Annotated in this window: 29 protein-coding genes; 16 read left to right on the top strand and 13 right to left on the bottom strand. The window is 61.2% G+C overall.

From position 1 onward, the window contains the following. Positions 1-117 precede the first annotated feature (117 nt). Genes ccoN through ccoP form a run of 4 tightly spaced genes read left to right on the top strand, consistent with a single transcriptional unit; the run spans position 118 to position 3,589 of the window. Complete coding sequence (gene ccoN, locus VCK47_RS06595) at positions 118-1,713, top strand: cytochrome-c oxidase, cbb3-type subunit I (protein WP_322889910.1); 1,596 nt, start codon at positions 118-120, stop codon at positions 1,711-1,713. Positions 1,714-1,725: 12 nt separating this feature from the next. Next, positions 1,726-2,493, top strand: a complete 768-nt coding sequence (ccoO, locus tag VCK47_RS06590) for a cytochrome-c oxidase, cbb3-type subunit II (protein ID WP_322889909.1) — start codon at positions 1,726-1,728, stop codon at positions 2,491-2,493. A gap of 11 nt (positions 2,494-2,504) precedes the next feature. Continuing rightward, positions 2,505-2,720, top strand: a complete 216-nt coding sequence (locus VCK47_RS06585) for a cbb3-type cytochrome c oxidase subunit 3 (protein WP_322889908.1) — start codon at positions 2,505-2,507, stop codon at positions 2,718-2,720. Then, positions 2,717-3,589, top strand: a complete 873-nt coding sequence (gene ccoP, locus VCK47_RS06580) for a cytochrome-c oxidase, cbb3-type subunit III (RefSeq protein WP_322889907.1) — start codon at positions 2,717-2,719, stop codon at positions 3,587-3,589. The genes VCK47_RS06585 and ccoP overlap by 4 nt, the downstream gene beginning before the upstream one ends. Positions 3,590-3,730: 141 nt before the next feature. Here ccoP and VCK47_RS06575 read toward each other — a convergent pair whose 3' ends face one another. Next, a complete protein-coding gene (locus tag VCK47_RS06575; protein ID WP_026352364.1) occupies positions 3,731-4,231 on the bottom strand; it encodes an Lrp/AsnC family transcriptional regulator in 501 nt (166 codons plus the stop codon). Between the two features lie 153 nt (positions 4,232-4,384). Between VCK47_RS06575 and trxB the strand changes: the two genes are divergently transcribed. The 3 genes from trxB (at position 4,385) to VCK47_RS06560 (ending at position 8,051) form a co-directional block, all read left to right on the top strand. After that, positions 4,385-5,353: a thioredoxin-disulfide reductase gene (gene trxB, locus VCK47_RS06570; RefSeq protein ID WP_322890040.1), complete on the top strand. Its 969-nt coding sequence runs from the start codon at positions 4,385-4,387 to the stop codon at positions 5,351-5,353. A gap of 139 nt (positions 5,354-5,492) precedes the next feature. Then, the gene (locus tag VCK47_RS06565) at positions 5,493-7,217 is read left to right on the top strand and encodes a bifunctional sulfate adenylyltransferase/adenylylsulfate kinase (protein ID WP_322889906.1); all 1,725 of its coding nucleotides are present in this window, start codon (positions 5,493-5,495) and stop codon (positions 7,215-7,217) included. A 6-nt stretch (positions 7,218-7,223) separates the two neighbouring features. Continuing rightward, positions 7,224-8,051 carry a glycosyltransferase family A protein gene (locus VCK47_RS06560; RefSeq protein ID WP_322889905.1) on the top strand — a complete coding sequence of 276 codons (828 nt, stop codon included), beginning with the start codon at positions 7,224-7,226 and terminating at the stop codon, positions 8,049-8,051. Here the strand turns inward: VCK47_RS06560 and VCK47_RS06555 are convergent. Continuing rightward, positions 8,048-8,272 carry a DUF1150 family protein gene (locus VCK47_RS06555; protein ID WP_007205693.1) on the bottom strand — a complete coding sequence of 75 codons (225 nt, stop codon included), beginning with the start codon at positions 8,270-8,272 and terminating at the stop codon, positions 8,048-8,050. The two genes, VCK47_RS06560 and VCK47_RS06555, sit on opposite strands and share 4 nt — an antisense overlap. A 3-nt stretch (positions 8,273-8,275) precedes the next feature. Then, the gene (locus tag VCK47_RS06550; protein WP_213395162.1) at positions 8,276-8,689 is read right to left on the bottom strand and encodes an Hsp20 family protein; all 414 of its coding nucleotides are present in this window, start codon (positions 8,687-8,689) and stop codon (positions 8,276-8,278) included. Between the two features lie 159 nt (positions 8,690-8,848). Here VCK47_RS06550 and VCK47_RS06545 point away from each other — a divergent pair, with 159 nt between their 5' ends. The 3 genes from VCK47_RS06545 to VCK47_RS06535 all read left to right on the top strand — a co-directional run bounded on the left by VCK47_RS06545 (position 8,849) and on the right by VCK47_RS06535 (position 10,683). Then, the gene (locus VCK47_RS06545) at positions 8,849-9,067 is read left to right on the top strand and encodes a YdcH family protein (RefSeq protein WP_322889904.1); all 219 of its coding nucleotides are present in this window, start codon (positions 8,849-8,851) and stop codon (positions 9,065-9,067) included. A 67-nt stretch (positions 9,068-9,134) separates the two neighbouring features. After that, a complete protein-coding gene (gene purE, locus VCK47_RS06540) occupies positions 9,135-9,623 on the top strand; it encodes a 5-(carboxyamino)imidazole ribonucleotide mutase (RefSeq protein ID WP_322889903.1) in 489 nt (162 codons plus the stop codon). Further along, complete coding sequence (locus VCK47_RS06535; RefSeq protein ID WP_322889902.1) at positions 9,616-10,683, top strand: 5-(carboxyamino)imidazole ribonucleotide synthase; 1,068 nt, start codon at positions 9,616-9,618, stop codon at positions 10,681-10,683. Before purE ends, VCK47_RS06535 begins: the two co-directional genes overlap by 8 nt. 44 nt (positions 10,684-10,727) lie before the next feature. On the opposite strand, the gene VCK47_RS06530 is transcribed toward VCK47_RS06535, so the two are convergent. The 5 genes from VCK47_RS06530 to VCK47_RS06510 form a co-directional block, all read right to left on the bottom strand. Continuing rightward, entirely contained in the window at positions 10,728-11,453 is a 726-nt protein-coding gene (locus VCK47_RS06530; RefSeq protein WP_322889901.1) for an alpha/beta fold hydrolase, read from the bottom strand. 6 nt (positions 11,454-11,459) lie between these two features. After that, complete coding sequence (locus tag VCK47_RS06525; protein ID WP_322889900.1) at positions 11,460-12,374, bottom strand: DMT family transporter; 915 nt, start codon at positions 12,372-12,374, stop codon at positions 11,460-11,462. A 139-nt stretch (positions 12,375-12,513) separates the two neighbouring features. Further along, a complete protein-coding gene (groL, locus tag VCK47_RS06520; protein WP_322889899.1) occupies positions 12,514-14,163 on the bottom strand; it encodes a chaperonin GroEL in 1,650 nt (549 codons plus the stop codon). A 51-nt stretch (positions 14,164-14,214) separates the two neighbouring features. Next, entirely contained in the window at positions 14,215-14,499 is a 285-nt protein-coding gene (locus VCK47_RS06515; protein WP_322889898.1) for a co-chaperone GroES, read from the bottom strand. Between the two features lie 131 nt (positions 14,500-14,630). After that, positions 14,631-15,065: a MarR family winged helix-turn-helix transcriptional regulator gene (locus VCK47_RS06510; protein ID WP_322889897.1), complete on the bottom strand. Its 435-nt coding sequence runs from the start codon at positions 15,063-15,065 to the stop codon at positions 14,631-14,633. A gap of 40 nt (positions 15,066-15,105) precedes the next feature. Between VCK47_RS06510 and hmgA the strand changes: the two genes are divergently transcribed. Beyond that, positions 15,106-16,446, top strand: a complete 1,341-nt coding sequence (gene hmgA / locus VCK47_RS06505; RefSeq protein ID WP_416236663.1) for a homogentisate 1,2-dioxygenase — start codon at positions 15,106-15,108, stop codon at positions 16,444-16,446. Beyond that, entirely contained in the window at positions 16,443-17,399 is a 957-nt protein-coding gene (locus VCK47_RS06500; RefSeq protein ID WP_322889895.1) for a fumarylacetoacetate hydrolase family protein, read from the top strand. Before hmgA ends, VCK47_RS06500 begins: the two co-directional genes overlap by 4 nt. A 2-nt stretch (positions 17,400-17,401) precedes the next feature. Here VCK47_RS06500 and ccoS read toward each other — a convergent pair whose 3' ends face one another. Genes ccoS through ccoG form a run of 4 tightly spaced genes read right to left on the bottom strand, consistent with a single transcriptional unit; the run spans position 17,402 to position 21,580 of the window. Further along, complete coding sequence (gene ccoS / locus VCK47_RS06495; protein ID WP_322889894.1) at positions 17,402-17,557, bottom strand: cbb3-type cytochrome oxidase assembly protein CcoS; 156 nt, start codon at positions 17,555-17,557, stop codon at positions 17,402-17,404. Further along, the gene (locus tag VCK47_RS06490) at positions 17,554-19,701 is read right to left on the bottom strand and encodes a heavy metal translocating P-type ATPase (protein WP_322889893.1); all 2,148 of its coding nucleotides are present in this window, start codon (positions 19,699-19,701) and stop codon (positions 17,554-17,556) included. The genes ccoS and VCK47_RS06490 overlap by 4 nt, the downstream gene beginning before the upstream one ends. Then, positions 19,698-20,168, bottom strand: a complete 471-nt coding sequence (locus VCK47_RS06485) for a FixH family protein (protein ID WP_322889892.1) — start codon at positions 20,166-20,168, stop codon at positions 19,698-19,700. The genes VCK47_RS06490 and VCK47_RS06485 overlap by 4 nt, the downstream gene beginning before the upstream one ends. Continuing rightward, positions 20,165-21,580 carry a cytochrome c oxidase accessory protein CcoG gene (gene ccoG / locus VCK47_RS06480; protein ID WP_322889891.1) on the bottom strand — a complete coding sequence of 472 codons (1,416 nt, stop codon included), beginning with the start codon at positions 21,578-21,580 and terminating at the stop codon, positions 20,165-20,167. Before ccoG ends, VCK47_RS06485 begins: the two co-directional genes overlap by 4 nt. A 123-nt stretch (positions 21,581-21,703) precedes the next feature. Here ccoG and VCK47_RS06475 point away from each other — a divergent pair, with 123 nt between their 5' ends. From VCK47_RS06475 to VCK47_RS06460, 4 genes are all read left to right on the top strand, one after another. Next, entirely contained in the window at positions 21,704-22,933 is a 1,230-nt protein-coding gene (locus VCK47_RS06475) for an MFS transporter (protein WP_322889890.1), read from the top strand. Between the two features lie 49 nt (positions 22,934-22,982). Then, positions 22,983-23,633 carry a peptide-methionine (S)-S-oxide reductase MsrA gene (msrA, locus tag VCK47_RS06470; protein ID WP_322889889.1) on the top strand — a complete coding sequence of 217 codons (651 nt, stop codon included), beginning with the start codon at positions 22,983-22,985 and terminating at the stop codon, positions 23,631-23,633. A 52-nt stretch (positions 23,634-23,685) separates the two neighbouring features. Continuing rightward, positions 23,686-24,564, top strand: coding sequence for a 50S ribosomal protein L11 methyltransferase (locus VCK47_RS06465; protein WP_322889888.1), 879 nt, complete (start codon positions 23,686-23,688; stop codon positions 24,562-24,564). 98 nt (positions 24,565-24,662) lie between these two features. Continuing rightward, positions 24,663-25,007 carry a hypothetical protein gene (locus VCK47_RS06460; protein ID WP_322889887.1) on the top strand — a complete coding sequence of 115 codons (345 nt, stop codon included), beginning with the start codon at positions 24,663-24,665 and terminating at the stop codon, positions 25,005-25,007. A 68-nt stretch (positions 25,008-25,075) separates the two neighbouring features. On the opposite strand, the gene VCK47_RS06455 is transcribed toward VCK47_RS06460, so the two are convergent. Further along, positions 25,076-25,285, bottom strand: coding sequence for a DUF1127 domain-containing protein (locus VCK47_RS06455; protein WP_322889886.1), 210 nt, complete (start codon positions 25,283-25,285; stop codon positions 25,076-25,078). Positions 25,286-25,527: the final 242 nt, after the last annotated feature.

Below are 25,527 nucleotides of genomic sequence, written 5' to 3'. Positions count from 1 at the left end.
ATCCATGTCAAGCGACCGGTTGATCCACATCAACGACCGCATCGGCGGACAACCGCATAACCCCATCATCGACAAAGGATCGGGCCGTGTTGTGGCGCGATGGATAAGGGGAATTCCATGGGGAATTATTTCAAGCTCGCGGCATTGGGGGTGACTGCCCTTTTTGCAGCAATGGCGGCCAATTGGGGGCGTGATACCGCCTATATTGTCCATGCCATCATCATTCTGGGCGTATCCGGTTTCATGTTCATCCGCGTGCTTCGCCAGATGGAACAGCCGGCCATGGCCACGCCCACGGGCTACATGGACGATGTTGTCCGCGCCGGGGTCATCGCCACGACATTCTGGGGCGTCGTGGGCTTTCTGGTGGGCGTCGTCATCGCGTTCCAGCTCGCCTTTCCGCAGCTCAATTTCGAAGTGCTGCAACCCTATGCCAACTTCGGCCGCCTGCGCCCGCTGCACACCTCTGCGGTGATTTTCGCATTTGGCGGCAATGCTCTGATCATGTCGTCCTTCTATATCGTGCAACGCACCTGCGGCGCGCGGCTTTGGGGCGGGAACCTTGGGTGGTTCGTGTTCTGGGGCTACAACCTGTTCATCGTTCTGGCGGCGACCGGCTATCTGCTCGGCGCGACACAGTCCAAGGAATATGCAGAGCCTGAATGGTACGTCGATATCTGGCTGACCGTGGTCTGGGTCGCGTTTCTGGCTGTTTTCCTTGGCACGTTGTTCAAACGGCAGGAGCGGCACATCTATGTCGCCAACTGGTTCCTGCTGGCCTTCATCGTCACCGTGGCGATGCTGCATATCGTCAACAACCTGAGCATCCCCGTCAGCATCTGGGGCAGCAAATCCGTGCAGATCTTCTCGGGTGTGCAGGATGCGATGGTGCAGTGGTGGTATGGCCACAACGCCGTGGGCTTTTTCCTGACCGCCGGGTTCCTGGGGATGATGTATTACTTCGTCCCCAAACAGGCCGGCCGTCCGGTGTTCAGCTACAAACTGTCGATCATCCACTTCTGGGCGCTGATCTTTCTTTATATCTGGGCGGGTCCGCACCATTTGCACTACACCGCGCTGCCTGACTGGGCCTCGACGCTGGGCATGGTGTTCTCGATCATCCTGTGGATGCCAAGCTGGGGTGGCATGATCAACGGTCTGATGACCCTGCAAGGGGCATGGGACAAGCTGCGCACCGATCCGATCATCCGCATGATGGTCATCAGCCTTGCCTTCTACGGCATGTCCACATTCGAGGGGCCGATGATGTCGATCCGTGCGGTCAACAGCCTGTCGCATTACACCGACTGGACCATCGGGCATGTGCATTCCGGCGCGCTTGGCTGGAACGGCATGATTACCTTTGCCGCTCTCTACTTCCTGACACCGAAACTCTGGGGGCGTGCGCAGATGTATTCCATGTCCGCGATCAACTGGCACTTCTGGTTGGCCACGATCGGCATCATCCTCTACGCCGCCTCGATGTGGGTCACCGGCATCATGGAAGGCCTGATGTGGCGCGAAGTCGATGCCAACGGGTTCCTCGTGAACAGCTTTGCCGACACCGTGTCCGCCAAGTTCCCGATGTATGTGGTCCGCGGTCTGGGCGGGGTTCTGTACCTCGCAGGTGGGATCATCATGGCCTGGAACATCTTCATGACGATCCGGGGTGGCGTCAAAGTCACCGCCCCGGTCGGCGTGCCGGCTGAATAGGAGGCCTAAGAAATGACCGAGACACCAAACACATCCGCACCGGCACCCGCCAAGGGTTTCCTGTCGAAACATGCGATCCTCGAACGCTCGCCCACATTGCTGCTTGTCACCTCCCTTGTGGTGGTGGCGGTCGGCGGGCTGGTGGAAATCGTGCCTCTGTTCTACCTCGAGAACACGATCGAAAAGGTGGACGGGGTGCGGCCCTATTCACCGCTCGAACTGGCGGGGCGCGACATCTATATCCGCGAAGGCTGCTATGTCTGCCACAGCCAGATGATCCGCCCGATGCGCGACGAGGTCGAACGCTATGGCCATTATTCGCTGGCGGCGGAATCGATGTATGACCATCCGTTCCAGTGGGGGTCGAAACGTACCGGCCCCGATCTGGCGCGGGTGGGCGGCAAGTATTCGGATGCCTGGCATCTGGATCACCTGATCGCGCCACAATCCGTCGTGCCGGAATCGATCATGCCGGGCTACGCCTTTCTGCTGGACAGCTATGTCAACGCCAGCCACACCGCCGATCTGGTGCGCACGCATCGCATCGTGGGCGTGCCCTATACCGAAGAGATGATCGCGGTCGCGGCCGCCGATGTGCTGGCGCAGGCAGACCCTGATACCGACGCCTATGACGATCTGCTCGAACGCTATCCGGGCGCACAGATCCGCAATTTCGACGGCCGCCCCGGTGTGTCGGAAATGGATGCGCTGATCGCCTATCTGCAAATGCTCGGAACGACGGTCGATTTCTCGACCTTCACACCCGACGCCAGCCGCTGAGGAGACCGATAATGGAAATCCAATCGCTTTGGCAGCAGATCGCCGACAACTGGCTGCTGGTCTGGATGGGCACGTTCTTTTTGCTGGTGATCCTCTGGGTCATGCGCCCGGGTAGCCGCAAACAATATGCCGATACAGCCAACATCCCTTTCCGTAACGAGGACAAGCCAGCCGGTGTCCGCGACGACACCGACAAGGCCCTGAAAGCCAAGGAGCTGCAATCATGAGCAGCAAGGACAAGAAAGACATTGATGATGTCACTGGCACCGACACAACGGGCCATGTCTGGGACGGCATCAAGGAGTTGAACAACCCGTTGCCGCGCTGGTGGCTGTGGACGTTCTATATCACCATCGTCTGGGGGATCGGCTATACCATCGCCTATCCCGCCTGGCCGCTGGTCAGCAGCGCCACCTCGGGTCTGCTGGGCTATTCGACGCGCGGTGAAGTCGCGCAAGAAATCGCCCGCTTTCAGGATGCCAATGCAGATATCATGGCCGAGCTTGCCGTCGCCGATCTGGAGACGCTGGACCAGAACCCCGAACTGATGCGCTTTGCGACATCGGCAGGGGCGGCGGTTTTCCGCAACAATTGTTCGCAGTGCCACGGGTCCGGTGCCGCAGGTGCGGTGGGCTATCCCAACCTTCTGGACGACGACTGGCTGTGGGGCGGTGATTTCGAAAACATCGCCTATACGATCCGCCACGGTATCCGCAACGAAGAAGACTGGGACGCGCGCTATTCCGTCATGACTGCCTTTGACGATATCCTGTCGAACGGCGAAATCGATGCGGTGGTGCAGCATGTGCTGGCCATCTCCGGCCAGACGCATGATGCGACGCTGGCACTGGCGGGGTCCGAAATCTATCTGGACAATTGTGCCGCCTGTCATGGTGACGAAGGTCTGGGCAACCGCGATCTCGGCGCCCCCAATCTGGCCAACAACCTGTGGCTTTACGGTGGTGATGCGGCAACGCTCGAAGAAACCATCCGCTATGCGCGCTTTGGTGTCATGCCGCCGTGGGGCACTCGTTTGTCAGAAGCGGAAATCCGTGCCGTCACCGCCTATGTCCACCAACTGGGCGGCGGCGAATAAGGTTCACCCGGGTTTCGCCACCTGTTCGCGCATCGGCGAAACCCACCGTGAAGGGAAGGGCGTCCGGTTATCCGGGCGCCTTTCTTTCATCTTGACCACAAGCGACACCCGCGCACATGGCACAAAATGTCGCGCTGTCTGTCAGGCCTGCTGGGCCAGTCGCGCCTCCAGCACGTCGAACGGTACGCCGGGTTCATCCTTGGCTCCCCGGATGACCAGCGATGTTTTGACCGAGGCCACATTGTCGGCGCTGGTCAGTTCTTCGGTCAGGAAGCGCTGGAACGTGCGCAGATCAGGGGCCACGCATTTGAGAATGAAATCCACCTCGCCGTTCAGCATGTGGCATTCGCGCACAAGCGGCCAGCTGATGCATTTGCGCTCGAACGCGGACAGGTCCGCCTCGGCCTGACTGACCAGCCCGACCATGGCGAAAACCTGCACCTCGAACCCCAATTCGCGGGCGTTGACATCCGCATGATATCCCGTGATGAAGCCTTGCTCCTCCAACGTGCGCACGCGGCGCAGGCAAGGGGGCGCGGATATGCCGACGCGGCTGGCAAGTTCGACATTGGTCATGCGGCCATCGGCCTGCAGTTCGGCCAGAATCATCCGGTCAATTTCGTCGAGTTTCGTGCCTGGCATCGGGTTCCCCATCTGTTTTTCCGAATACTACGTTTTCCGCGGCGGATACGCAATATTGTTTCACATTTCCGCAACAATCTAACGTAGTGTCTAACCCTTCCAACCGATGCCTTCGAGGGTTATATCGGGAATGTATTCCTGATGAGGTCCGTTATGCCCGATACCCGCCACACCCGCGTTCTGATCATTGGTTCCGGCCCTGCGGGCTATACCGCTGGCGTCTATGCCGCGCGCGCAATGCTTGAACCCCTCCTGGTGCAGGGCATGGAACCGGGCGGGCAATTGACCACCACGACCGAGGTCGAAAACTGGCCCGGCGACACCGAAGTGCAGGGCCCCGACCTGATGCTGCGCATGGAAGCCCATGCGCGCGCCATGGGCTGCGAGATCGTGCAGGACATCATCACATCGCTTGATCTGCAAAACCGCCCGTTTACCGCCATGTCCGACAGCGGCACGGTCTATACCGCCGATGCTGTGATCCTGTCCACAGGCGCGCGCGCCAAATGGCTGGGCCTGCCGACCGAGGACAAGTTCAAGGGTTTCGGCGTCAGCGCCTGTGCGACTTGTGACGGGTTCTTTTATCGCGGGCAGGAGATCGTCGTCGTCGGCGGCGGCAATACCGCCGTGGAAGAGGCGCTGTTCCTGACCAATTTCGCCTCCAAGGTGACGCTGATCCACCGCCGCGACGAATTGCGCGCCGAAAAGATCCTGCAGCAGCGATTGCAGAACAACCCCAAGATCGAAACGCTCTGGTTCCACGAGGTCGAAGAGGTGTTCGGCACCGACAGCCCCTTGGGCGTCGAGGGCATCCGTGTGCGTGACGTGCGCAGTGGCGCTGTGACCGAAATCGCGGCCAAAGGCGTGTTCATCGCCATCGGCCATGCGCCCGCGTCCGAATTGGTGCAAGGCCAGCTTGAACTGCACAACGGCGGTTATGTCGTGGTCGAACCCGGCACCACGCGCACCGCGATCCCCGGTGTCTTTGCTGCGGGCGATCTGACCGACCATGTCTACCGCCAAGCGGTCACAAGTGCGGGCATGGGCTGCATGGCGGCGCTGGACGCGGAACGCTTTCTGGCGGCACAGCACGATCAGCAGGTCGTCAAGGCGGCGGAATAGGACAGCGCGCGCGGGTCGCCCCCTTTTGGGGAATACCTGTTCCACGATAGTGCTGCGCGCCAAGGCCCTGTTCTTTTTGCGGCTGCGTGCTGGACAAGCGCGCAGGCTGGGGGCTATGGCTCTGCCAACGCAACCATAGATGTCAGTGAAAATCATGCCTCAGGACTTGGCCCCGATCCCGGAACTCTACGTCTCTTACGAGAGCGCCCAGAAACTGAAGGCAGAGGCGGGCGATCTGGTCAGCCACGACCTGACGCCGCGCCAGATCTGCGATCTGGAACTCTTGATGAACGGCGGGTTCAACCCGTTGAAAGGGTTTCTGTCCGAGGCCGATTACAACAGCGTCGTGGACAACATGCGCCTTGCCGATGGTGCGCTCTGGCCGATGCCGATCACGCTGGATGTCAGCGAAGGCTTTGCCGACAAGGTCACCGTCGGGCAGGACATCGCGCTGCGCGATCAGGAAGGCGTGATCCTTGCCACGATGACCGTCACCGACAAATGGGTGCCGAACAAAGCGCACGAGGCCGAAAAGGTCTATGGTGCCGACGATAGCGCGCATCCGGCGGTGAACTATCTGCACAACACGGCAGGCAGCGTGTATCTGGGCGGCCCTGTCACCGGCATCCAGCAGCCCGTGCATTACGATTTCCGCGGTCGCCGCGACACGCCCAACGAATTGCGTGCGCTGTTCCGCAAACTGGGCTGGCGCAAGGTCGTGGCCTTTCAGACCCGCAACCCCTTGCACCGCGCGCATCAGGAACTGACCTTCCGCGCCGCGCGTGAAGCACAGGCAAACCTGCTGATCCATCCTGTCGTCGGCATGACCAAACCGGGTGACATCGACCATTTCACCCGCGTGCGCTGTTACGAGGCGGTGCTGGACCAGTACCCCTCTGCCACCACCACGATGAGCCTGCTGAACCTTGCCATGCGCATGGCTGGCCCGCGTGAAGCAGTCTGGCACGGACTGATCCGCAAAAACCATGGCTGCACCCATTTCATCGTCGGCCGCGACCATGCCGGGCCGGGCAAGAATTCCGCCGGTCAGGATTTCTATGGCCCCTATGACGCGCAGGACCTGTTCCGCGAACATCAGGCGGAAATGGGCATCGAAATGGTCGATTTCAAACAGATGGTCTATGTGCAGGACCGCGCCCAATACGAACCTGCGGACGAGATCACCGACAAAGACAAGGTGACGATCCTCGATATCTCCGGCACCGAACTGCGCCGCCGTCTGGCCGAAGGTCTGGAAATCCCCGAATGGTTCAGCTTTCCGCAGGTCGTGGAAGAGCTGCGCAAAAGCCGCCCCGCGCGGGCGAAACAGGGTTTCACCGTGTTCTTCACCGGCTTTTCGGGGTCGGGCAAATCCACCATCGCCAATGCGCTGATGGTCAAGCTGATGGAAATGGGCGGGCGGCCTGTGACCTTGCTTGACGGGGATATCGTGCGCAAGAACCTGTCGTCGGAACTGGGGTTCAGCAAGGAACACCGCGATCTGAACATTCGGCGCATCGGCTATGTCGCCTCCGAGATCACCAAGAACGGCGGCATCGCCATCTGCGCGCCCATTGCCCCCTACGCCACGACACGGCGCGCGGTGCGCGAGGATGTCGAACAATTCGGGGCCTTCGTCGAAGTTCATGTCGCCACATCCATCGAGGAATGCGAACGCCGTGACCGCAAGGGTCTGTACAAGCTTGCACGCGCGGGCAAGATCGCGGAATTCACGGGGATTTCGGACCCTTACGATGTGCCCGAACATCCCGAACTGCGGCTTGATACCGAAAACCAAAGCGTTGACGCTTGCGCGCATCAGGTGATCCTGAAGCTCGAAAGCCTCGGGCTGATCAAGGGCTGACTTGAATTGGGGCTGGTTGTTTCACTGTCGACGATCCCGCCCCGCTTTGCCCATATCGGGGCAACCCTTGCTTCACTGATTGCGCAGACAGCGCCGATCGACGAGATCCGGCTCTATATTCCGCGCAAATATCGCCGATTTCCCGATTACGACGGCAGCTTGCCGGACGTCCCCGAGGGCGTCCGGATCATCCGGCCTTCTGATGATCTCGGTCCCGCCAGCAAGGTGCTTTTCGCGGTCGATGACCTGCGGGGGACCGATACGACGATCATCTACTGCGACGACGACCGGATTTACGAACCGGATCGGTTTGCCCGGATGATCGCGGAAAGCCTGCAACGTCCGGGGCATTGTATCGCCCCGCTCAGCCTCGAGTTTGCCGACATGGGCCTGCCCACGCCGTCCTTGCGCCAACCGCGTGTGCGCCGGTCGCGCAAGGATCTGGAATACAGGTTTCGTCGGGTCAAACAGCAATTGCGGTCGCTTGTCACGGGCCGCGCGCTTGCCAAGCCCTTCCGGCACAGATTCATAGCTGGCGGATATGCCGCCTTTGCCGAGGGCTGCGGCGCGGTGTTGATCCGGCCGGACTATCTGGGCGATGACACGTTCAACATCCCCCCAGTCGTCTGGACGGTGGACGATATCTGGCTTTCCGGCCAGATGGAGCGGATGGGCGTTCCGATCTGGACACCCGCCAACTTCGTTGTGCCGCAGCATGACGGCGCGAATGATGTCGAACCCCTCTACCTCGCCGTGATCGAGGGCTTGGGGCGGCATGACGCCAATCGCGCCTGCGTGCGCTACATGCAGGATACCTACGGCATCTGGCGTTAGTGTACCGTCACCGGATGCATGTGGTTTTCGCGCGCCAGATGGAAAGCAAGCTTGCGGTCCGCGACCAGCGCCAGTTGCTCGCCCTTGGTGTTGTGGACGGCGAACACCTCGCGCAGATCACCGATTTCGGCGCGCACCTCGTCGGGCAGGTCGGCTGTCAACACGGGTTTGACATAGACGATGTCCTGCCCCAGCGTCTTGAGATCGTATTTCATGTTCATGGCTTACCCTTTCCTGATCTTGATCGTCTGCACCACGCGGTCGGGGACCGACCGTGTCAGATCGACATGCAGCAGGCCGTTTTCCATTACCGCTTCGCCGACATCGACTCCGTCGGCCAGCACGAATGACCGCTGGAACTGCCGCGCGGCGATCCCGCGGTGCAGGTAGATGCGCCCTTCGCTGTCGTCGCGCTGGCGGCCGCGGATCACGAGCGAATTATCCTCGACCGTGATGGCCAGATCGCTTTCGGCGAAACCGGCGACGGCCAGCGTGATCCGGTAGGACGTGGCAGAGGTCTGTTCGATGTTATAGGGCGGATAACCGTCATTGCCGGTCTTCGCGGTGCGTTCGACCAGCCGTTCAAGCTGTTCGAACCCCAAAAGGAACGGATGGGTTCCCAAAGCCATTTTCGTCATAAGACATGCCCTTCGTTCAAGCGACTGTCGGTGCGGCCCCGTTCGCGGCGGCCTGATCAAAATATGGGTGCCAAACCGCCCCCGATCAAGAGGAAGTATTAGGATGTTGGCGCGACATTGTTTATCTATGGCGGATCAGCTGCGGGATAATGCGGACCAATGACGACCTTTGCCAAAATGGATGAAATCGACGTGCTGCGCGTCAAGCTGGAAATGCTCAAGAGCCAGCACCGCGACCTTGATTCCGCGATCGAGGCCCTGCACGACCGCGCCTCGACCGACATGCTGACGATCAAGCGGCTGAAAAAGCAGAAACTGGCACTGAAGGACCAGATCGTCGTGCTCGAAGACCGCATTCACCCCGATATCATCGCCTGATCGCCCGTTGCGGTGCCCTCGCGCTTGGCTATAGTGCCGCTTCAGGATTTTTCACGGGACGCAGGATATGACACAGCCTTTGGTCGGGATCATCATGGGCAGCCAGTCCGACTGGCCCACCATGCGCGAGGCGGCAGAGATGCTTGACCAGCTTGGCGTGGTCTATGAAAAACGCATCGTTTCCGCCCACCGGACACCCGACCGGCTGTGGGATTATGGCAAAACCGCCGCGCAGCGCGGTTTGCAGGTCATCATCGCAGGGGCAGGAGGCGCGGCACATCTGCCCGGCATGATGGCGTCGAAAACCCGCGTGCCGGTGATCGGCGTGCCGGTCCAGACCAAGGCGCTGGGCGGCGTGGACAGCCTTTATTCCATCCTGCAAATGCCGCGCGGCTTTCCCGTGGCGACGATGGCCATCGGTGCCGCAGGGGCGGCGAATGCGGGGCTGATGGCCGCCGGTATTCTTGCCCTGCAGGATGCAGCCCTTGCCGCACGTCTGGATGCATGGCGTGACGCCCTGTCTGCCTCGATCCCGGAAGAACCTGTCGATGAATAATGCCTTGCCTGTCGGGGCCACCATCGGAATCCTCGGTGGCGGGCAATTGGGGCGGATGCTGGCGGTGGCGGCATCGCGGCTAGGGTTGAAGGTCCATATCTTCGAGCCGGGCGCGAACCCGCCCGCTGGCGACGTAGCACACAGCGTGACGACAGCCAGCTATGACGACCATGCCGCACTGACCGCCTTCGGCCAGTCCGTCGATGTCATCACCTATGAGTTCGAAAACATCCCCACGGCGGCGCTCGACCTTCTGGAAACGCTGGCCCCGATCCACCCCGGACGGCAGGCGCTGGCGACCAGCCAGGACCGACTGACCGAAAAGACCTTTCTGCAAGGGCTGGGGCTGCAGACCGCCCCCTTTGCGGATGTGCCCGATATGGCAGCACTGGAGGCCGCGCTTGCGACCATCGGCGCGCCCGCGATCCTCAAGACGCGGCGCATGGGCTATGACGGCAAAGGGCAGGCGCGGATCAGGACGGCCGACGATGCGCCGCGTGCTTTCGCCGAGATGGCAGGCGCGCCCGCGATCCTTGAAGGCTTCGTCGACTTCAGCCACGAGGTGTCGGTGATCGGCGCGCGCGGGCAGGACGGGTCGGTCGCCTGCTACGATCCGGGCGAGAATGTGCACGAGGATGGCATCCTGCGCACCACGACTGTTCCCGCCAGACTGACCGCCAGCCAGCGCACCGATGCCGTGCTGATCGCGGCGCGCATCCTGAACGCGCTGGATTATGTGGGCGTCATGGGGGTGGAGCTGTTCGTCACGCCACAAGGATTGATCGTGAACGAAATCGCTCCGCGCGTGCATAATTCCGGCCACTGGACCCAGAACGGCTGCACCATTTGCCAGTTCGAACAGCATATCCGCGCCGTGGCGGGCTGGCCCTTGGGCGACGGGTCACGCCATTCGGATGTCACCATGGAAAACCTGATCGGTGACGACATGGACAAACTGGCGGATTACGCGAAAACCGATGCGGCCATCCACCTTTACGGCAAGGCCGAGGTGAAACCGGGCCGCAAGATGGGCCATATCAACCGCATCGTTCGAGCCTAAATATCCCCGCCGGAGGCTTGTCGCCCCGCAGGGGCGGCAAAACCTCACTCTGTCCCGAGGATCACATCCGTCATCGTCAGGTCGGGGTCGAACCGGCCATTGCGCAGGAATTCGATGACCTGGCTGATCACCACCGGATTGTTCATCATGAACGTATGTGTGACCGGCAGAATAATATGGTCGGTCATCCCGTCCAGCCGCGTGGACGCAACCGAGACCTTACCGTCATCGGGGCCTTCGATCAGCGTCGAATAGACAGGGTTCAGGGTCCGGTTGCCCGCGATCACGCCAATCTCGAACGGCAGATAGTCAAGCGTGTTGGGAAAACTGTCAGCTTCCGTACCAAGCTGAAGACCCGCAGGTCCGTTGACCCATTGGAACGGCTCGAAATCGCCGAAAATGTCCACCAGCTCCGACCCGCCGTTCGGGGGCCCCAGCATGACGACGCGGCCCATGTCCTCGGGCCGGTTGTTGGTCAGCCAGGCCCGCACAAGGATACCGCCCATCGAATGGGTTACGAAATTGACCCGCCTGTCGCCGCAAGCGGCCACATCCTCGGCCACGTAATCCGCGACAAGGTTCGGGATCGTGCTTTCGGTCGACGGATAACCACGGTTGATGACGGTATAGCCTTCGCCTTCGAGGACAAGCGCCATCGCCGTCATCGAAATCTCGGTCCGGGCAAGGCCGTGCAGCATGACGACACATTCCTGCGCGACTGCGGGGGCGGCCGTCGTGGCCAGTATCAGGGAAGCGACAAAGTTTTTCATGACCTGTTAAGTAGCATCGTCCGGCCGGTGGGGAACCCCAAAACGGACCGGAACCTGACGTCGTGCGGGCAGGGCGATCGCGATGCCCCCCAGAACCAGCACCCCGGCCACGATCAAACGCGCCGACAAAGGCTCTGCCAGCAGCAGGACACCAGCGGCGACGGTCAGGACCGGCACGCTCAGTTGCGCGACGCCTGCCGTGGTCGAGGCAATCTGCGGCAGGATGCGATACCACAAGGCGTAGCCAAGGCCCGAAGTGATTGCCCCCGCGATGGCCGCCGTCACGACACCCGGGGCGGACACATGGCCCGCGTTGGAGAACGGCAAGGCCAACAGCACCAGCGGCAGGCACAGCAGGAAATTCGCGGCACTCGACCCCAGCGCATCAGGCTCGCCGCGCCCCAGCAGGGTGTAACTTGCCCAAGCGATGCCCGCGACGGTCATGGCAAGCGCCCCGCCCAAGGGCAGAGCCTGTGCCCCCGTCGGCCAGAGCAATACGCAAAGCCCGCCAAAGGCGACCGCCGCCCCAAGCCAGCGTCGTGGCAGAATCACCTGCCGTTCGGCGACGGACCAGCCGAATATTGCAACCTGAATGACACCGAACAGGATCAGTGCACCGATCCCTGCATCAAGGCTGAGGTAAGCCCAAGAAAATCCGACCATATAGCCCGTCAGCGCAACCGCCCCGCCGATCCTACGCGCGGACAATAGCGGCGGGCGCGCCGCCCCGCGCAGCATGACAAGCGCCCAGAGCATCAGGCCCCCCGCCGCCACGCGGATCGCGGCAAAATCCATCGGGTCCATGCCGTAGCGCGCGACACCCAGCCGGTTCAGGACCGAATTGGCGGCAAAGGCGGCCATCGTCAGGGCCAGCAATAGGGAAATCTTGAACACGTGCGGCCTTTCCAGATGACGGGCCATCTTGATACCGGATTGGCACAAAAGAAAAGGGCGGCCCCTGTGGGACCGCCCTTCGTAGCATTGTCGCAGCACTCAGCAGGTTCTCGGTGTTTGCAGGCAAACACCTGTCACCTGCCAGTCAAATCCTTGCGGATTTGACTTACATCATGCCGCCCATACCGCCCATGCCGCCCATGTCACCCATGCCGCCGCCATTGCCGCTGTCTTTCGACGGCTTGTCGGCGATCATGGCTTCGGTGGTGATCAGCAGACCGGCGACGGATGCCGCGTCCTGCAGGGCTGTGCGGACAACCTTGGCGGGGTCAATGACGCCGAACTTGAACATGTCGCCATATTCTTCGGTCTGCGCGTTGAAGCCGTAGTTTTTGTCGTTGCTTTCGCGGATCTTGCCAGCCACGACCGAACCGTCGACGCCCGAGTTTTCCGCGATCTGGCGCAGAGGTGCCTCGATCGCCTTGCGGATGATCGCGATACCCACGTCCTGGTCAGAGTTTGCACCCTTGAGACCTTCCAGAACCTTGCCGGCCTGGATCAGGGCAACACCGCCACCGACGACGACGCCTTCCTGAACAGCGGCACGTGTCGCGTTCAGCGCATCGTCAACGCGGTCTTTGCGCTCTTTCACTTCGACTTCGGACATGCCGCCGACGCGGATGACGGCCACACCGCCAGCGAGCTTCGCCACACGTTCCTGCAGCTTTTCGCGGTCGTAGTCAGAGGATGTATCCTCGATCTGGCCACGGATCTGGGCGACGCGCGCTTCGATCTCGGACTTGTCGCCAGCACCGTCGACGATGGTGGTTTCGTCCTTGGTGATCGAGATACGCTTGGCCGAACCCAGCATGTCGATGGTGACGTTTTCCAGCTTCATGCCGAGGTCTTCGGAGATAACCTGACCACCGGTCAGAATGGCGATATCCTGCAGCATCGCCTTGCGACGATCGCCAAAGCCGGGGGCCTTGACCGCTGCGATCTTCAGACCGCCGCGCAGCTTGTTGACGACGAGTGTCGCCAGTGCTTCGCCTTCGACATCTTCAGAGATGATCAGCAATGGCTTGCCGGACTGGATGACGGATTCCAGCAGAGGCACCATTGGCTGCAGCGAGGACAGTTTCTTTTCGTGCAGCAGGATGATCGCATCCTCCAGCTCGACTGTCATTTTCTCTGGGTTGGTCACAAAGTATGGCGACAGGTAGCCGCGGTCGAACTGCATGCCTTCGACGACAACGGTTTCTGTTTCCAGACCTTTGTTTTCTTCGACAGTGATCACGCCTTCGTTGCCGACTTTCTGCATCGCGTCAGCGATCTGGCGGCCGATTTCGGATTCGCCGTTGGCAGAAATCGTGCCGACCTGTGCGACTTCGTCGCTGTCGTTCACGGGACGGGCAGCAGCCTTGATCGCTTCGACGACTTTGGAGGTCGCGAGGTCGATGCCGCGCTTGAGGTCCATCGGGTTCATGCCGGCGGCGACCGATTTCATGCCTTCGCGGACAATCGCCTGTGCCAGAACGGTCGCAGTCGTGGTGCCGTCACCGGCTTCGTCATTGGTGCGGTTGGCCACTTCTTTGACCATCTGCGCGCCCATGTTCTCGAACTTGTCTTCCAGTTCGATTTCCTTGGCGACAGACACACCGTCCTTTGTGATGCGCGGTGCGCCAAAGGACTTGTCGATGACCACGTTGCGGCCTTTGGGGCCGAGGGTCACTTTGACGGCGTCGGCAAGGATGTTCACACCCTTGAGCATCCGGTTGCGCGCGTCGGTGCTGAACTTGACTTCTTTAGCAGCCATTTTCATGTGCTCCTTGAATTATTTGAAAGGGGAAAGGCGCTGTCGCCGGGATCACATGATCCCGAGGATGTCGCTTTCCTTCATGATCAACAGCTCTTCGCCGTCGATGCGGACTTCGGTGCCGGACCATTTGCCAAACAGCACTTTGTCGCCTGCCTTGACGGCCATCGGGATCAGCTCGCCGCTGTCCTTGCGCGCGCCTTCGCCCACGCTGACGATCTCACCCTCTGCGGGCTTTTCCTTGGCGGTGTCGGGAATCAGCAGACCGCCTTTGGTCTTCGTATCGCTTTCGATACGGCGGACCAATACGCGGTCGTGAAGTGGTTTAAATGCCATTTCAGAACTTCTCCAGTTCGGTTATCCTTGGTGTTAGCACTCAGCGACCCCGAGTGCCAACACCGGGTAGATATGAACCGATCACGGCGCTGTCAACAGTCGCGTAGCGATTGCCCCACAGATTTCCGGCCTTATTCCACAGGTGCTGCAATCACGCTCAGGCAACGGCGCAGGGTGGCGGTATCTTCGGGTGAAAACCGCGCTGCGAGTTTCGCATCAAAGGCGGCAGCGGCCTTGCACAGATCGTCGAACACCGCCTTGCCTGCGGGCGTCAGGCGCAGTTCTTCCTGCCTGCGGTCGCTGTCGCGGGTGACGCGCACAAGATAGCGTTTGGCGGCCAGCGCCGCGACTGCGCGGCTAATCTTGGTCTTGTGGATACCTGCCCGCGTGCCGATGTCCGTGGCGGTCAGCGCACCATAGCGGCCCAGATGGAACAGTACCCGCCATTCGGTGCGCAACATGCCATACCGCGCCTTGTAATGCTGCTGGAACGCCTGACCCGCCGTTTCCGCCGCCCGGTTGAGAAGGTAGGGCAGAAAGGTCTGGATATCGAAATCATCGGCCATCGGGCAGGCTCTGGGCTTGTTGGTTACATTTTCAACCAATATGCCGGATGCATCGGAGGATGACCAGATGACCAACCAGCCACTCTATATGTCCGGTTTCGGCAATGATTTCGAAACCGAGGCGCTGCCCGGTGCTTTGCCGCAGGGCATGAACAGCCCGCAGAAATGCAACTATGGCCTTTATGGTGAACAGCTCAGCGGGACCGCCTTTACCGCGCCCAGCCACCAGAATGAACGCACATGGTGTTACCGGATCAGGCCATCGGTGAAACACACGCACCGCTTCACCAAGATCGACCTGCCGTACTGGAAATCCGCGCCGCATATCGACCCTGATGTGGTGTCTTTGGGTCAATACCGCTGGGACCCTGTCCCGCATGCCGACACACCGCTGACGTGGCTGACGGGCATGCGCACAATGACGACGGCGGGCGATGTGAACACGCAGGTCGGCATGGCCGCGCATATCTATCTGGTCACGGCGTCGATGGTGGACAGCTATTTCTATTCCGCCGACAGCGAATTGCTGGTGGTGCCACAGGAAGGCCGCTTGCGGTTCTGCACCGAACTTGGGGTCATTGATCTGGAACCGCAGGAAATCGCCATCCTGCCGCGCGGATTGGTCTACCGCGTCGAGGTGGTCGAGGGGCCAGCGCGCGGTTTTGTCTGCGAAAACTACGGGCAGAAATTCGACTTGCCGGGCAGGGGGCCGATCGGGGCCAATTGCATGGCGAACCGGCGCGATTTCAAGACACCCGTCGCTGCCTTCGAGGACCGCGATGCGCCATCGACCGTCACCATCAAATGGGCGGGCCAGTTCCACGAAACCCGCATCGGCCACAGCCCCTTGGACGTGGTCGCATGGCACGGCAATTACGCGCCCTGCAAATACGACCTGCGCACCTATTGCCCTGTGGGCGCGCTGCTGTTCGACCATCCCGATCCGTCGATTTTTACGGTTCTGACGGCCCCCAGCGGCGTCGAAGGCACGGCCAATATCGACTTTGTGCTGTTTCGCGACCGCTGGATGGTGGCGGAAAACACCTTTCGCCCGCCGTGGTACCACAAGAACGTCATGTCCGAACTGATGGGCAATATCCACGGCATCTATGACGCCAAGCCCAAGGGGTTTGTCCCCGGCGGGATGAGCCTGCACAACATGATGCTGCCGCACGGCCCCGACCGCAACGCCTTTGAAGGGGCCAGCAACGCTGACCTGCGCCCTGAAAAGCTCGCCGATACCATGTCTTTCATGTTCGAAACCCGCTTTCCCCAGCACCTGACCGCCTTTGCCGCGCGCGAGGCGCCGTTGCAGGACGACTACATCGACTGCTGGGCGGATCTCGACAAGAAGTTCGACGGGACGCCGGGGGTGAAATGAAATTTGCAACGATTGCGAACGGGACAGCTGATGGCGAATTGGTCGGGGTGTCGGACGATCTGGCGCATATGTGCCCCGCAGGCCCTGCAAATCTGCAGGCCTATCTGGACGGCCAGCCCACGACCAAGCCCGATATCTACGGCCCTTTCGATCCTGCGAAATGCCTGTCCCCCTTACCGCGCGCCTACCAGTTTTTGGACGGCTCCGCCTATGTGAACCACGTCGAACTGGTGCGCCGCGCGCGGGGGGCGGATATGCCTGCGACGTTCTGGACCGATCCGCTGATGTATCAGGGCGGGTCGGACAGCTTTTTGGCCCCCACAGCCCCGATCACAGGCGACCCCGGTTGGGGCATGGATTTCGAGGGTGAGGTTGCGGTCGTCACCGGACCCGTGCCGATGGGGGCGGACCGCGCCACGGCACTGGCCGCGATCCGGTTGGTGATGCTGTGCAACGACATATCCCTGCGCCACCTGATCCCCGCCGAACTCGCCAAAGGGTTCGGCTTTGTGCAATCCAAACCCGCCTGCGCCTTTTCGCCTGTCGCGGTGACGCCCGATGCCTTGTCCGGCTGGCGGGATGGCAAGCTGCACGGCACGTTGAACATCGACCTCAACGGCCAGCCTTTCGGGCGGGTCGAGGCGGGGCAGGACATGACCTTCGATTTTGGCGACCTGATCGTGCATGCGGCCAAGACGCGCACTCTCGCCGCCGGCACGATCATCGGGTCAGGCACCGTGTCCAACAAGCTGGGCGGCGGGCCGGGCAAGCCCGTGGCCCAAGCTGGCGCGGGCTATGCCTGCATCGCCGAGCAGCGTATGATCGAAGTGATCGACACTGGCGCGCCGGTCACGCCGTTCCTGCAACCGGGTGACCGCGTGCAGATCTGGATGGAGGATGCGGACGGCCAGTCGATCTTTGGCATGATCGACCAGCAGGTCGCGGCCCTTTAAGATCACTCCGGCGGGCGGGTGTCGTCATCCGACAGGATGCGCCATGCGTCGCCTTCGAGGTCCTCATATTGGTTGGCCCGCAGACTCCACAGGAAGGCAACAAGGCCCAAGGCCCCCAGCACCAGCGACACGGGGATCAGGATCACAAGAACGTTCATACCCGTCCTTTCAGGCGCAATGCGTTCACCAGAACGGTGATCGACGAGGTGGACATGGCAATCGCCGCCAGCAGCGGTGTGGCAAAACCTGCAACCGCAATCGGGATGGCGACGACGTTATAGGCCGCCGAAATCGCGAAGTTTTCCACGATCCGTTTCTTGGCCGCACGCGCGACCAGTGGCAGTTCGATCAGCGGCACAAGGCTGTCGTTCAGCAACACGATATCGGATGCCGCGCGCGATGCATCGGCGGCTGTCGCGGGCGACAGCGATGCATAGGCCGCACTCAGCGCGCCGGTATCGTTCAGCCCGTCGCCCACCATCAGCACCTTGGCGCCAGCCTCGGACAAGGCGTTGATGTAGTGGATCTTGTCCTCGGGCTGGGTTTCGGCCTGCCAGCGGTCGATGCCCAGCATGCGGGCGACGCGGGACGTCTCGCTCCGGTCGTCGCCGGACACCAGATGCACGACCAACCCCTGTTTCTGCCAAGCGGCAACCAGTTCCTGCGCGCCGTCGCGCAGGCCGGCATGCAGCTTGATCTTGCGCGGCGCATTGTGGCCGATCTGCAGATAGGTGCCGACACCCGCCCCGAGCCATGCGCCGGACCCCAGCCGCACGGTCTGGCCGTTCCAGACCGCACTTAGCCCTTTGCCCGAATGTTCTTTCTGGTCGGTCAGTTGCGCAGGTGTCACCCCGTCCAACGCGGCGGCGATGGCCTGCGAGACCGGATGCGTCGCGTCCTGCGTCATGGCAAGGGCGATGGCCTGTTCATTAGCCGTCAGCGTGTCACGCGCGGCGACAGGCATCGTCAGCGTGCCGGTCTTGTCGAATACGACCGTATCCACCTCGGCCAGACGTTCCAGCGCCGTGCCGTCCTTGACGAGCAACCCTGCGCGGAAAAGACGCCCTGCCGCGATGGTCGACACCGCAGGCACGGCCAGTCCCAAAGCACAGGGGCAGGTGATGATGAGAACCGCCACCGCGATATTGATCGACAGGCGCACATCGCCCGTTGCGATGATCCAGCCGGTGCAGGTGACCAGCGCCAACAGATGCACCATCGGCGAATAGAATGCCGCCGCGCGGTCGGCGATGGCGGTGTATTTGTTGCGCACGGCCTCGGCCGCATCGACCATCGTGACCATCTTGCGCAGGGTCGTGTCCATGCCCACAGTCGCCGCACGGATCGTCAGCGGGCCGGTCATGTTGACCTCGCCTGCTGTGACATGCGCGCCGCTGGCGGCATGGTGCAGGCGGCTTTCGCCGGTCAGCATGGACCGGTCGATCTGGCTGGCACCTTCGGTCACAGTCCCGTCCACAGGGATACGCCCGCCCGGAAGGACCAGCACCAGATCACCAACCGCAAGATCGGCAAAATCCACCATCTCGCGCGCACCGTCACGCAGGCGCATGACGCGCGGCACTTCGAGCGCGGCCAATTGCGCGGCAGCGGATGCGGCGGCCTTGCGGCTGCGGTGGTCCAGATAGCGGCCGATCAGCAGGAAGAACACCAGCGACACCGCCGCCTCGAAATAGGCGTGTTCGCCGCCATAGACGGTTTCGAACAGCGACATCCCCGTGGTCAGGATCAGCGCCAGCGAGATCGGCACATCCATGTTCAGCCGCCGCACGCGCAAGGCCGACCATGCATGCTGAAAGAACGGCTGGCCCGCATAGGCGACGGCAGGGATGGAAATCGCGGCGCTGATCAGGTGGAACATGTGCTGGGTCGCCCCCACAGCCCCCGACCAGATCGCCACGGACATCAGCATCACGTTCATCATGGCAAAGCCTGACACCGCGATGCGCGTCATCAGGGCGCTGCCGACAGGGTCTTTTTCCGCGCTCAGAAGGCTGGAATCCAGACTGCGCGCCTCGAACCCCGCGAGTTCCAGCGCGTCGATCAGCGTTTCGGGTGCGACAGGCCGTGCCAGACCGACCGTCACGCGTTTCATCGACAGGTTGACGCGGGCGCTTGCAACACCGTCAAGCCGTTCCAGCGCGCGTTCGACGCCGGTGATGCAGGCGACGCAGTGGATCGCTGGCAAGGACAGCATGATCTGTTCGACCCCGCGCGAAGCCGCTTTTTTCAGCGCTCCTTCGGGGATGCCAATGCAGGCGGGGCAGGCGGCTGTATCGCTCATCGGTCACGCAACTGGATACGGCGGCGGAAAATCGTGCCGTCCGCTGCTTCCAGCTCCAGTCTCAGGTTCCAGTATCCGTCGCGCGACGGGACCACCGCGGTTAGCGCTGTGCCGTTCCATGCGAAATCGGGCGTGTGATCCTCGCCCGTATGGGTGGCACGGCCAAAGATCGCTTTGAGCACCTCGGGCTGCACCGCCACGCCATCCGCGTCGCGGATCGCCAGCGTCAGCAACCCGTCATCCAGCGTCGCCACCACATCCCAGCCCAAAGCGTCCTGAGCGTCGCGGTTTACCTCGAAGGTCTGGCTGGCAACATAGGGGCTGCGCGCCTCGACGCCGGGGAAGGTGGACACCGCCATATAAGCCATGCCCAGATTGACAGTGATGATGATCCCGAACCCGCCGACCATGACGGCCAGCATGTGTTTGCCCGTGAATTCACGGGGTTTTTGGATGTCTGCGGTCATTGCGCGGCCCTTCCGTTGAATATGGTGTCAGTGAATGCCCGTTCACCTGTGATCGCATCTTCGACCCAGAACCGCAGGTCGGTGCGGTCGGCGCTGGCGGCAGGTGTGCCGGGTGCGGCAGAGACATAGACGCGCTGCAACATGGTCTCGTTCGCAGGCACGGTGACGATGTCCAGTTCAGCGCCTTCCAGCGTGATGTCCAATGCCGCCTCTGACACCAGCGACAGCGTGAAGGCCCGATCCTCGCCCAGCTTGTTCAGCAGGCGGATGTCATAGATATTGCGCACCGTCCCGTCGCTGAGCACGACGAATGTCGGGTTGCGCACCGGTGACACGGTCATTTCCAGATCGGCGCGGATGAACATCGCAAAGACCAGCCCCACGCCAATCAGCGCCCAGAGCACCGTATAGAGCATGGTGCGGAACCGCAGGACATGCGCCCAGAGCGGTTTGGCAGGTTTGCCGTTCGCTTCGGCCTCTTGGTCGGACAGGGCGAGATAGTCGATCAATCCACGCGGCTTGCCGATCTTGTCCATCACGTCGTCGCAGGCGTCGATACAAAGCGCGCAGGTGATGCATTCCATCTGCTGGCCATCGCGGATGTCGATCCCCGCAGGGCAGACGTTGACGCAGGCCATGCAGTCGATGCAATCGCCCGCCCCTTCGACGCGCTGCTTGCCGCGAGGCTCGCCCCGCCAGTCGCGATAGGCGACGGTCAGCGTTTCGGGGTCCATCATCGCGGCCTGAATGCGCGGCCAGGGGCACATGTAATTGCAGACCTGTTCGCGCATGAACCCGCCAAAGACAAATGTCGTGGCGGTCAGCACTCCGATCGTGGCCCAAGCGACAAATGGCGCGTCAAACGTCACCAGATCCCGCGCCAGCGTTGGCGCATCGGCGAAATAGAAAACCCATGCGCCACCCGTGGCAACGGCAATCAGCAGCCAGACAATCCATTTGGTGGTCCGCAATCGGATCTTGCGCGCGTCCCATTTGGCGTTCCACAGCCGGACACGGGCGTTCCGGTCGCCTTCGATCCAGCGCTCGACAAGGATGAACAGATCGGTCCAGACCGTCTGCGGGCAGGTATAACCGCACCAGACGCGCCCCAGAGCGGAGGTGAACAGGAACAACCCCAGCCCCGCCATGATGAGCAATCCGGCCACGAAATAGAATTCATGCGACCAGATCTCGATCCAGAAGAAATAGAACCGGCGGTGCGCCATGTCGATCAGCACCGCCTGATCGGGCAGGTTGGGACCACGGTCCCATCTGATCCACGGGGTCAGGTAATAGATGCCAAGCGTCACCGCCATCACCCACCATTTGAGGTTGCGGTAATAGCCTTTCACGCGGCGCGGAAATATGGGTTCGCGCGGCGCGTAAAGCGGTTGGCTTTCTTGGGAGGACATAAGGCACCTTGTCAAAACGGGTCTGTTCGCAGCTTCCGTTCTAGAGACTGGGGCGCAAACATCCTTGATGTGGATCAAGCATCCCGCTCGCTTTTGGTTTTGAACGGGCGTAAGTCAGAGTCCATGCAGATTGTCCGCCTTGAAAACACCCCGTCCCTTCCGCTCTGGCGCAGGCCTATCGCGCTTTTGTTCGTGATGGCGATGGCGATGCCGGTGGCTTTTGCGACATGGTCCGCACTTTTGAACAATTTCGTGATCGAGGTGGCGCAGTTCGACGGGTCGGACATCGGCTGGCTGCATTCGGTGCGCGAGATTCCGGGTTTCTTTGCCATCGGAGTGATCGCGCTCATCATGTTCATCCGCGAACAGGTGCTGGGGCTGGTGGCGCTTGTCATGCTGGGCGTGGCCACGGCGGTGACTGCGCAGTTTCCGTCGATGGCGGGCATCCTGACGGTGACGACGCTGTCGTCCATCGGGTTTCATTACTACGAGACCGTCAACCAGTCGCTGCAACTGCAATGGATCGACAAGAAGAAAGCGCCGCAGACGCTGGGCTGGTTGTTGTCGGCGGGGTCAGCCGCGACGCTGGTCGTCTATCTGCTGATCGTGCTGACATGGGACCGGCTGGGCCTGAGCTTCAGCCTTGTCTACTGGCTGTCCGGCGGGTTCACGGCGGCCGTCGCGATCTTTTGCCTGCTGGCCTATCCGCAGTTTGAATCGCCCCATCCGCAGAACAAGCGCATGGTGCTGCGCCAGCGCTATTGGCTTTATTATGCGCTGCAATTCATGTCGGGCGCGCGGCGGCAGATCTTCGTCGTCTTTGCGGGCTTCATGATGGTGGAAAAGTTCGGCTTTACCGTGGCCGATATCACCGGATTGTTCATGGTGACGCTGTTGGTCAATATGTTCGCGGCTCCGTTTCTGGGGCGCTTGGTGCAGGTGTTCGGGGAACGGCGCGCGATGGTGATTGAATATGTCGGGCTGAGCCTTGTGTTCTTTGCCTATGGCGGGCTTTACTATTTCGGCTGGGGCGTGGCGCTGGCGATGTTTCTCTATGTTATCAACCACATCTTCTTCAGCCTCGCGCTGGCGATGAAGACCTATTTCCAGAAAATCGCGGACCCTGCCGATATCGCGCCTACGGCGGCGGTCGCCTTTACCATCAATCATATCGCGGCGGTGTTCCTGCCCGCGCTGCTGGGCTATGTCTGGCTGACCTCGCCTGCCTATGTGTTCATGCTGGCGGCTGGCATGGCGCTGGTGTCGCTGGGTCTGTCGCTGCTGATCCCCCGCCACCCCGGCCCCGGTCACGAGACAGTGTTCCAAAGCCGTCTGCTGGTCGCTGCAGAGTAGAAATCATCCATTGTGCCCCTATATCCAGGGCACAACACAGGAGCCCGCTATGTTTTTCATGAAAAGCGCCAAAATCGAAATGGTTTCCCCCGACGCTGCCTTGCCGGGGCGTGCGCATGCCATCCCCACAGCGGCGACGCATTTTGTCTATGGCACGCCGATCAGCGCGGATGTCCCTGCGGGGATGGAGGTCGCCATGTTCGGCATGGGCTGTTTCTGGGGCGTGGAACGCATGTTCTGGAAGCTGGACGGCGTGCAATCGACGATGGTCGGCTATGCGGGCGGCTATACCCCCAATGCCACCTATGAAGAGGTCTGCACCGGCAAAACCGGCCATAACGAGGTGGTGCGCGTGGTCTATGACCCAAGCGTGATCAGCTATGACAAGCTGCTGCAGGTGTTCTGGGAAGGCCACGACCCGACCCAAGGCATGCGTCAGGGCAATGACCGTGGCACGCAGTACAGGTCCGGCATCTACGCGTTCAACGCGGCGCAGAAACAGGCGGCCGAAGCTTCGCGCGACGCCTTTGCCCCGCGACTGACGCAGGCTGGCTATGGCGCAATCACGACGGAGATCGTGGATGCCCCGACCTTCTATTTCGCCGAGGAGTATCACCAGCAGTATCTGGCCAAGAACCCCGGCGGCTATTGCGGGATTGGCGGCACGGGGGTGACCTGTCCTATCGGTGTCGGTGCTTGACGGCGCGGTGGTGCGGACCTAAGCCGCACCATCCTAAGCGAAAGCGACAGCCATGACGACCTATACCGCCCTGACCACCATGCCCGGCGAAGACGCGGCCTATGCGCTGTGCGAAGCGCTGGAACAGTTGGACCCCGAACCTATCGGGACCGGCGTGTTCGAGATCGAGGACGGATCGGGCCTGTGGGAAGTTGCGGCCTACACCGAGGCCCACCCCGATGCTGGAGCGCTCGCCGTGCTCGCGGCGCTGCACGGCGCCAAGCCTTTCATGATTTCCGAAGTGCCCGATCAGGACTGGGTGTCCAAGGTCCAGCGCGATCTGGCACCTGTCCCTGCGGGGCGGTTTTTCGTTTACGGATCGCATGACGCGGACAAGGTGCCAGACGGCAGCATTCCGCTGCTGATCGAGGCAGCGATGGCCTTTGGCACCGGCCACCACGGCACGACGCTGGGCTGTTTGCTGGCCTTCGAGGATGTACTGGGCATGGGGTTCACTGGCGGGCGCATTCTCGACCTTGGCTGCGGTACGGCGGTGCTTGCGATGGCCGCAGCCAAGGTTCTGGGTGGTCCGGTGCTGGCCAGCGACATCGACCCGACCGCGGTCGAAGTCGCCCGCGCCAATGTGGCGGCGAACAACCTGAACGGGCATGTCGATTGCCTTGTCGCCGCGGGTTTTGGTGGCGGCGATGCCCGTATGGCCGGACCGTTTGATCTGATTTTCGCGAATATCCTGAAGGGTCCGCTGATCAGCCTCGCACCGGAAATCAGCGCCAACACACAACCGGGCGGTTATCTGATTCTCTCGGGTATCCTGAACGAGCAGGCCGAGGAGGTCGTCACGATTTATTCCCGAAACGGGTTCGATTTGTGCAAAATATCACGAATTAGTGATTGGGCGACGCTCATTGTGCAGAGAAACGACCAAAAATGATCCTTCTGCGCGCGCTCCTATCACAAAAAGCTTGTTTTTGAAGCCGTTTTTGGCGATCTTGGCGTTGTTAAACTTGTTCATCTTTGGGTGGCTTCTTCATGGCGCAGGCCAATGTTCCTTTCGACAAACGTCTCAAGCAGATCGTGCGCAAGCACGAGCGGCTTGCAAAGGGCGGCGTGCGGACGGTTACGCCGGATGGCCTGATCGTCGTCAAGCCGCGCGTCTATCGGCCAAAGTTCCCGTTGCGCGGCATGATACTGCTTGTGGTTGTGGGCTTTTTGTTCAAGGGCCTGTTTCTTGCGACTGTGGGCGAGGTCGCTTACGGCGAACGTGTCGCCGCCTTGTCGCAGGGCAGCGTGATGGACAAGGCAGGTGCATGGGTCATGCAAATTGACCCTGCCACGATGATCATCGCAAATTTCCTGTCGCCTTACCTGAATTAAAACAGACGGGCTGAACGCAAAAAGCCGCGCTGTCGCCAGCGCGGCTTTTGTTTTTGGGTCTGCGCTGGTTAGCGCGCGCCGCGTGTCGCGATCACGTCGATATCACCATAGCAAAGGCCGATGTCGTCAAGTTCGCGTGCCGACAGCTTGGACAGCGCGTTGCGGGTGATACGGGCGTCGTTCCATGCGGCGAAAGAGCCAATGATGGAAACGAATAATCCGGAGATGCGTCCGGCAGACATGCCGGCAGTCGTGCGATTGGTTGCGTAAGTGGCCATAGCCGTGATCCTTGAATATGCTGCTGTGCAGCGAAAAACTGATAGGCGGCATGTAGGAGCCTTTGCCCGATCGCACCAGAGTTGTTTTTGCATGGGTCATATGCGTTTTCAGAATGACTAATATTTGTGCAACACTTTCCTAACACCCCTTTAATCATTGGGCTTCGCGGTGTCGCTTTCAGCGTGCAAAGCGCCGCCCGCTGGCTGTGTCCCCGCAAAGCCGCTTGGTCTTTGTTCGCCTT

Source organism: Yoonia sp. 72, assembly GCF_034652275.1.
Classification (GTDB): domain Bacteria; phylum Pseudomonadota; class Alphaproteobacteria; order Rhodobacterales; family Rhodobacteraceae; genus Yoonia.
The sequence above is the reverse complement of the archived record's forward strand: the minus strand, read 5'-3'. Positions and strand labels throughout refer to the sequence as shown.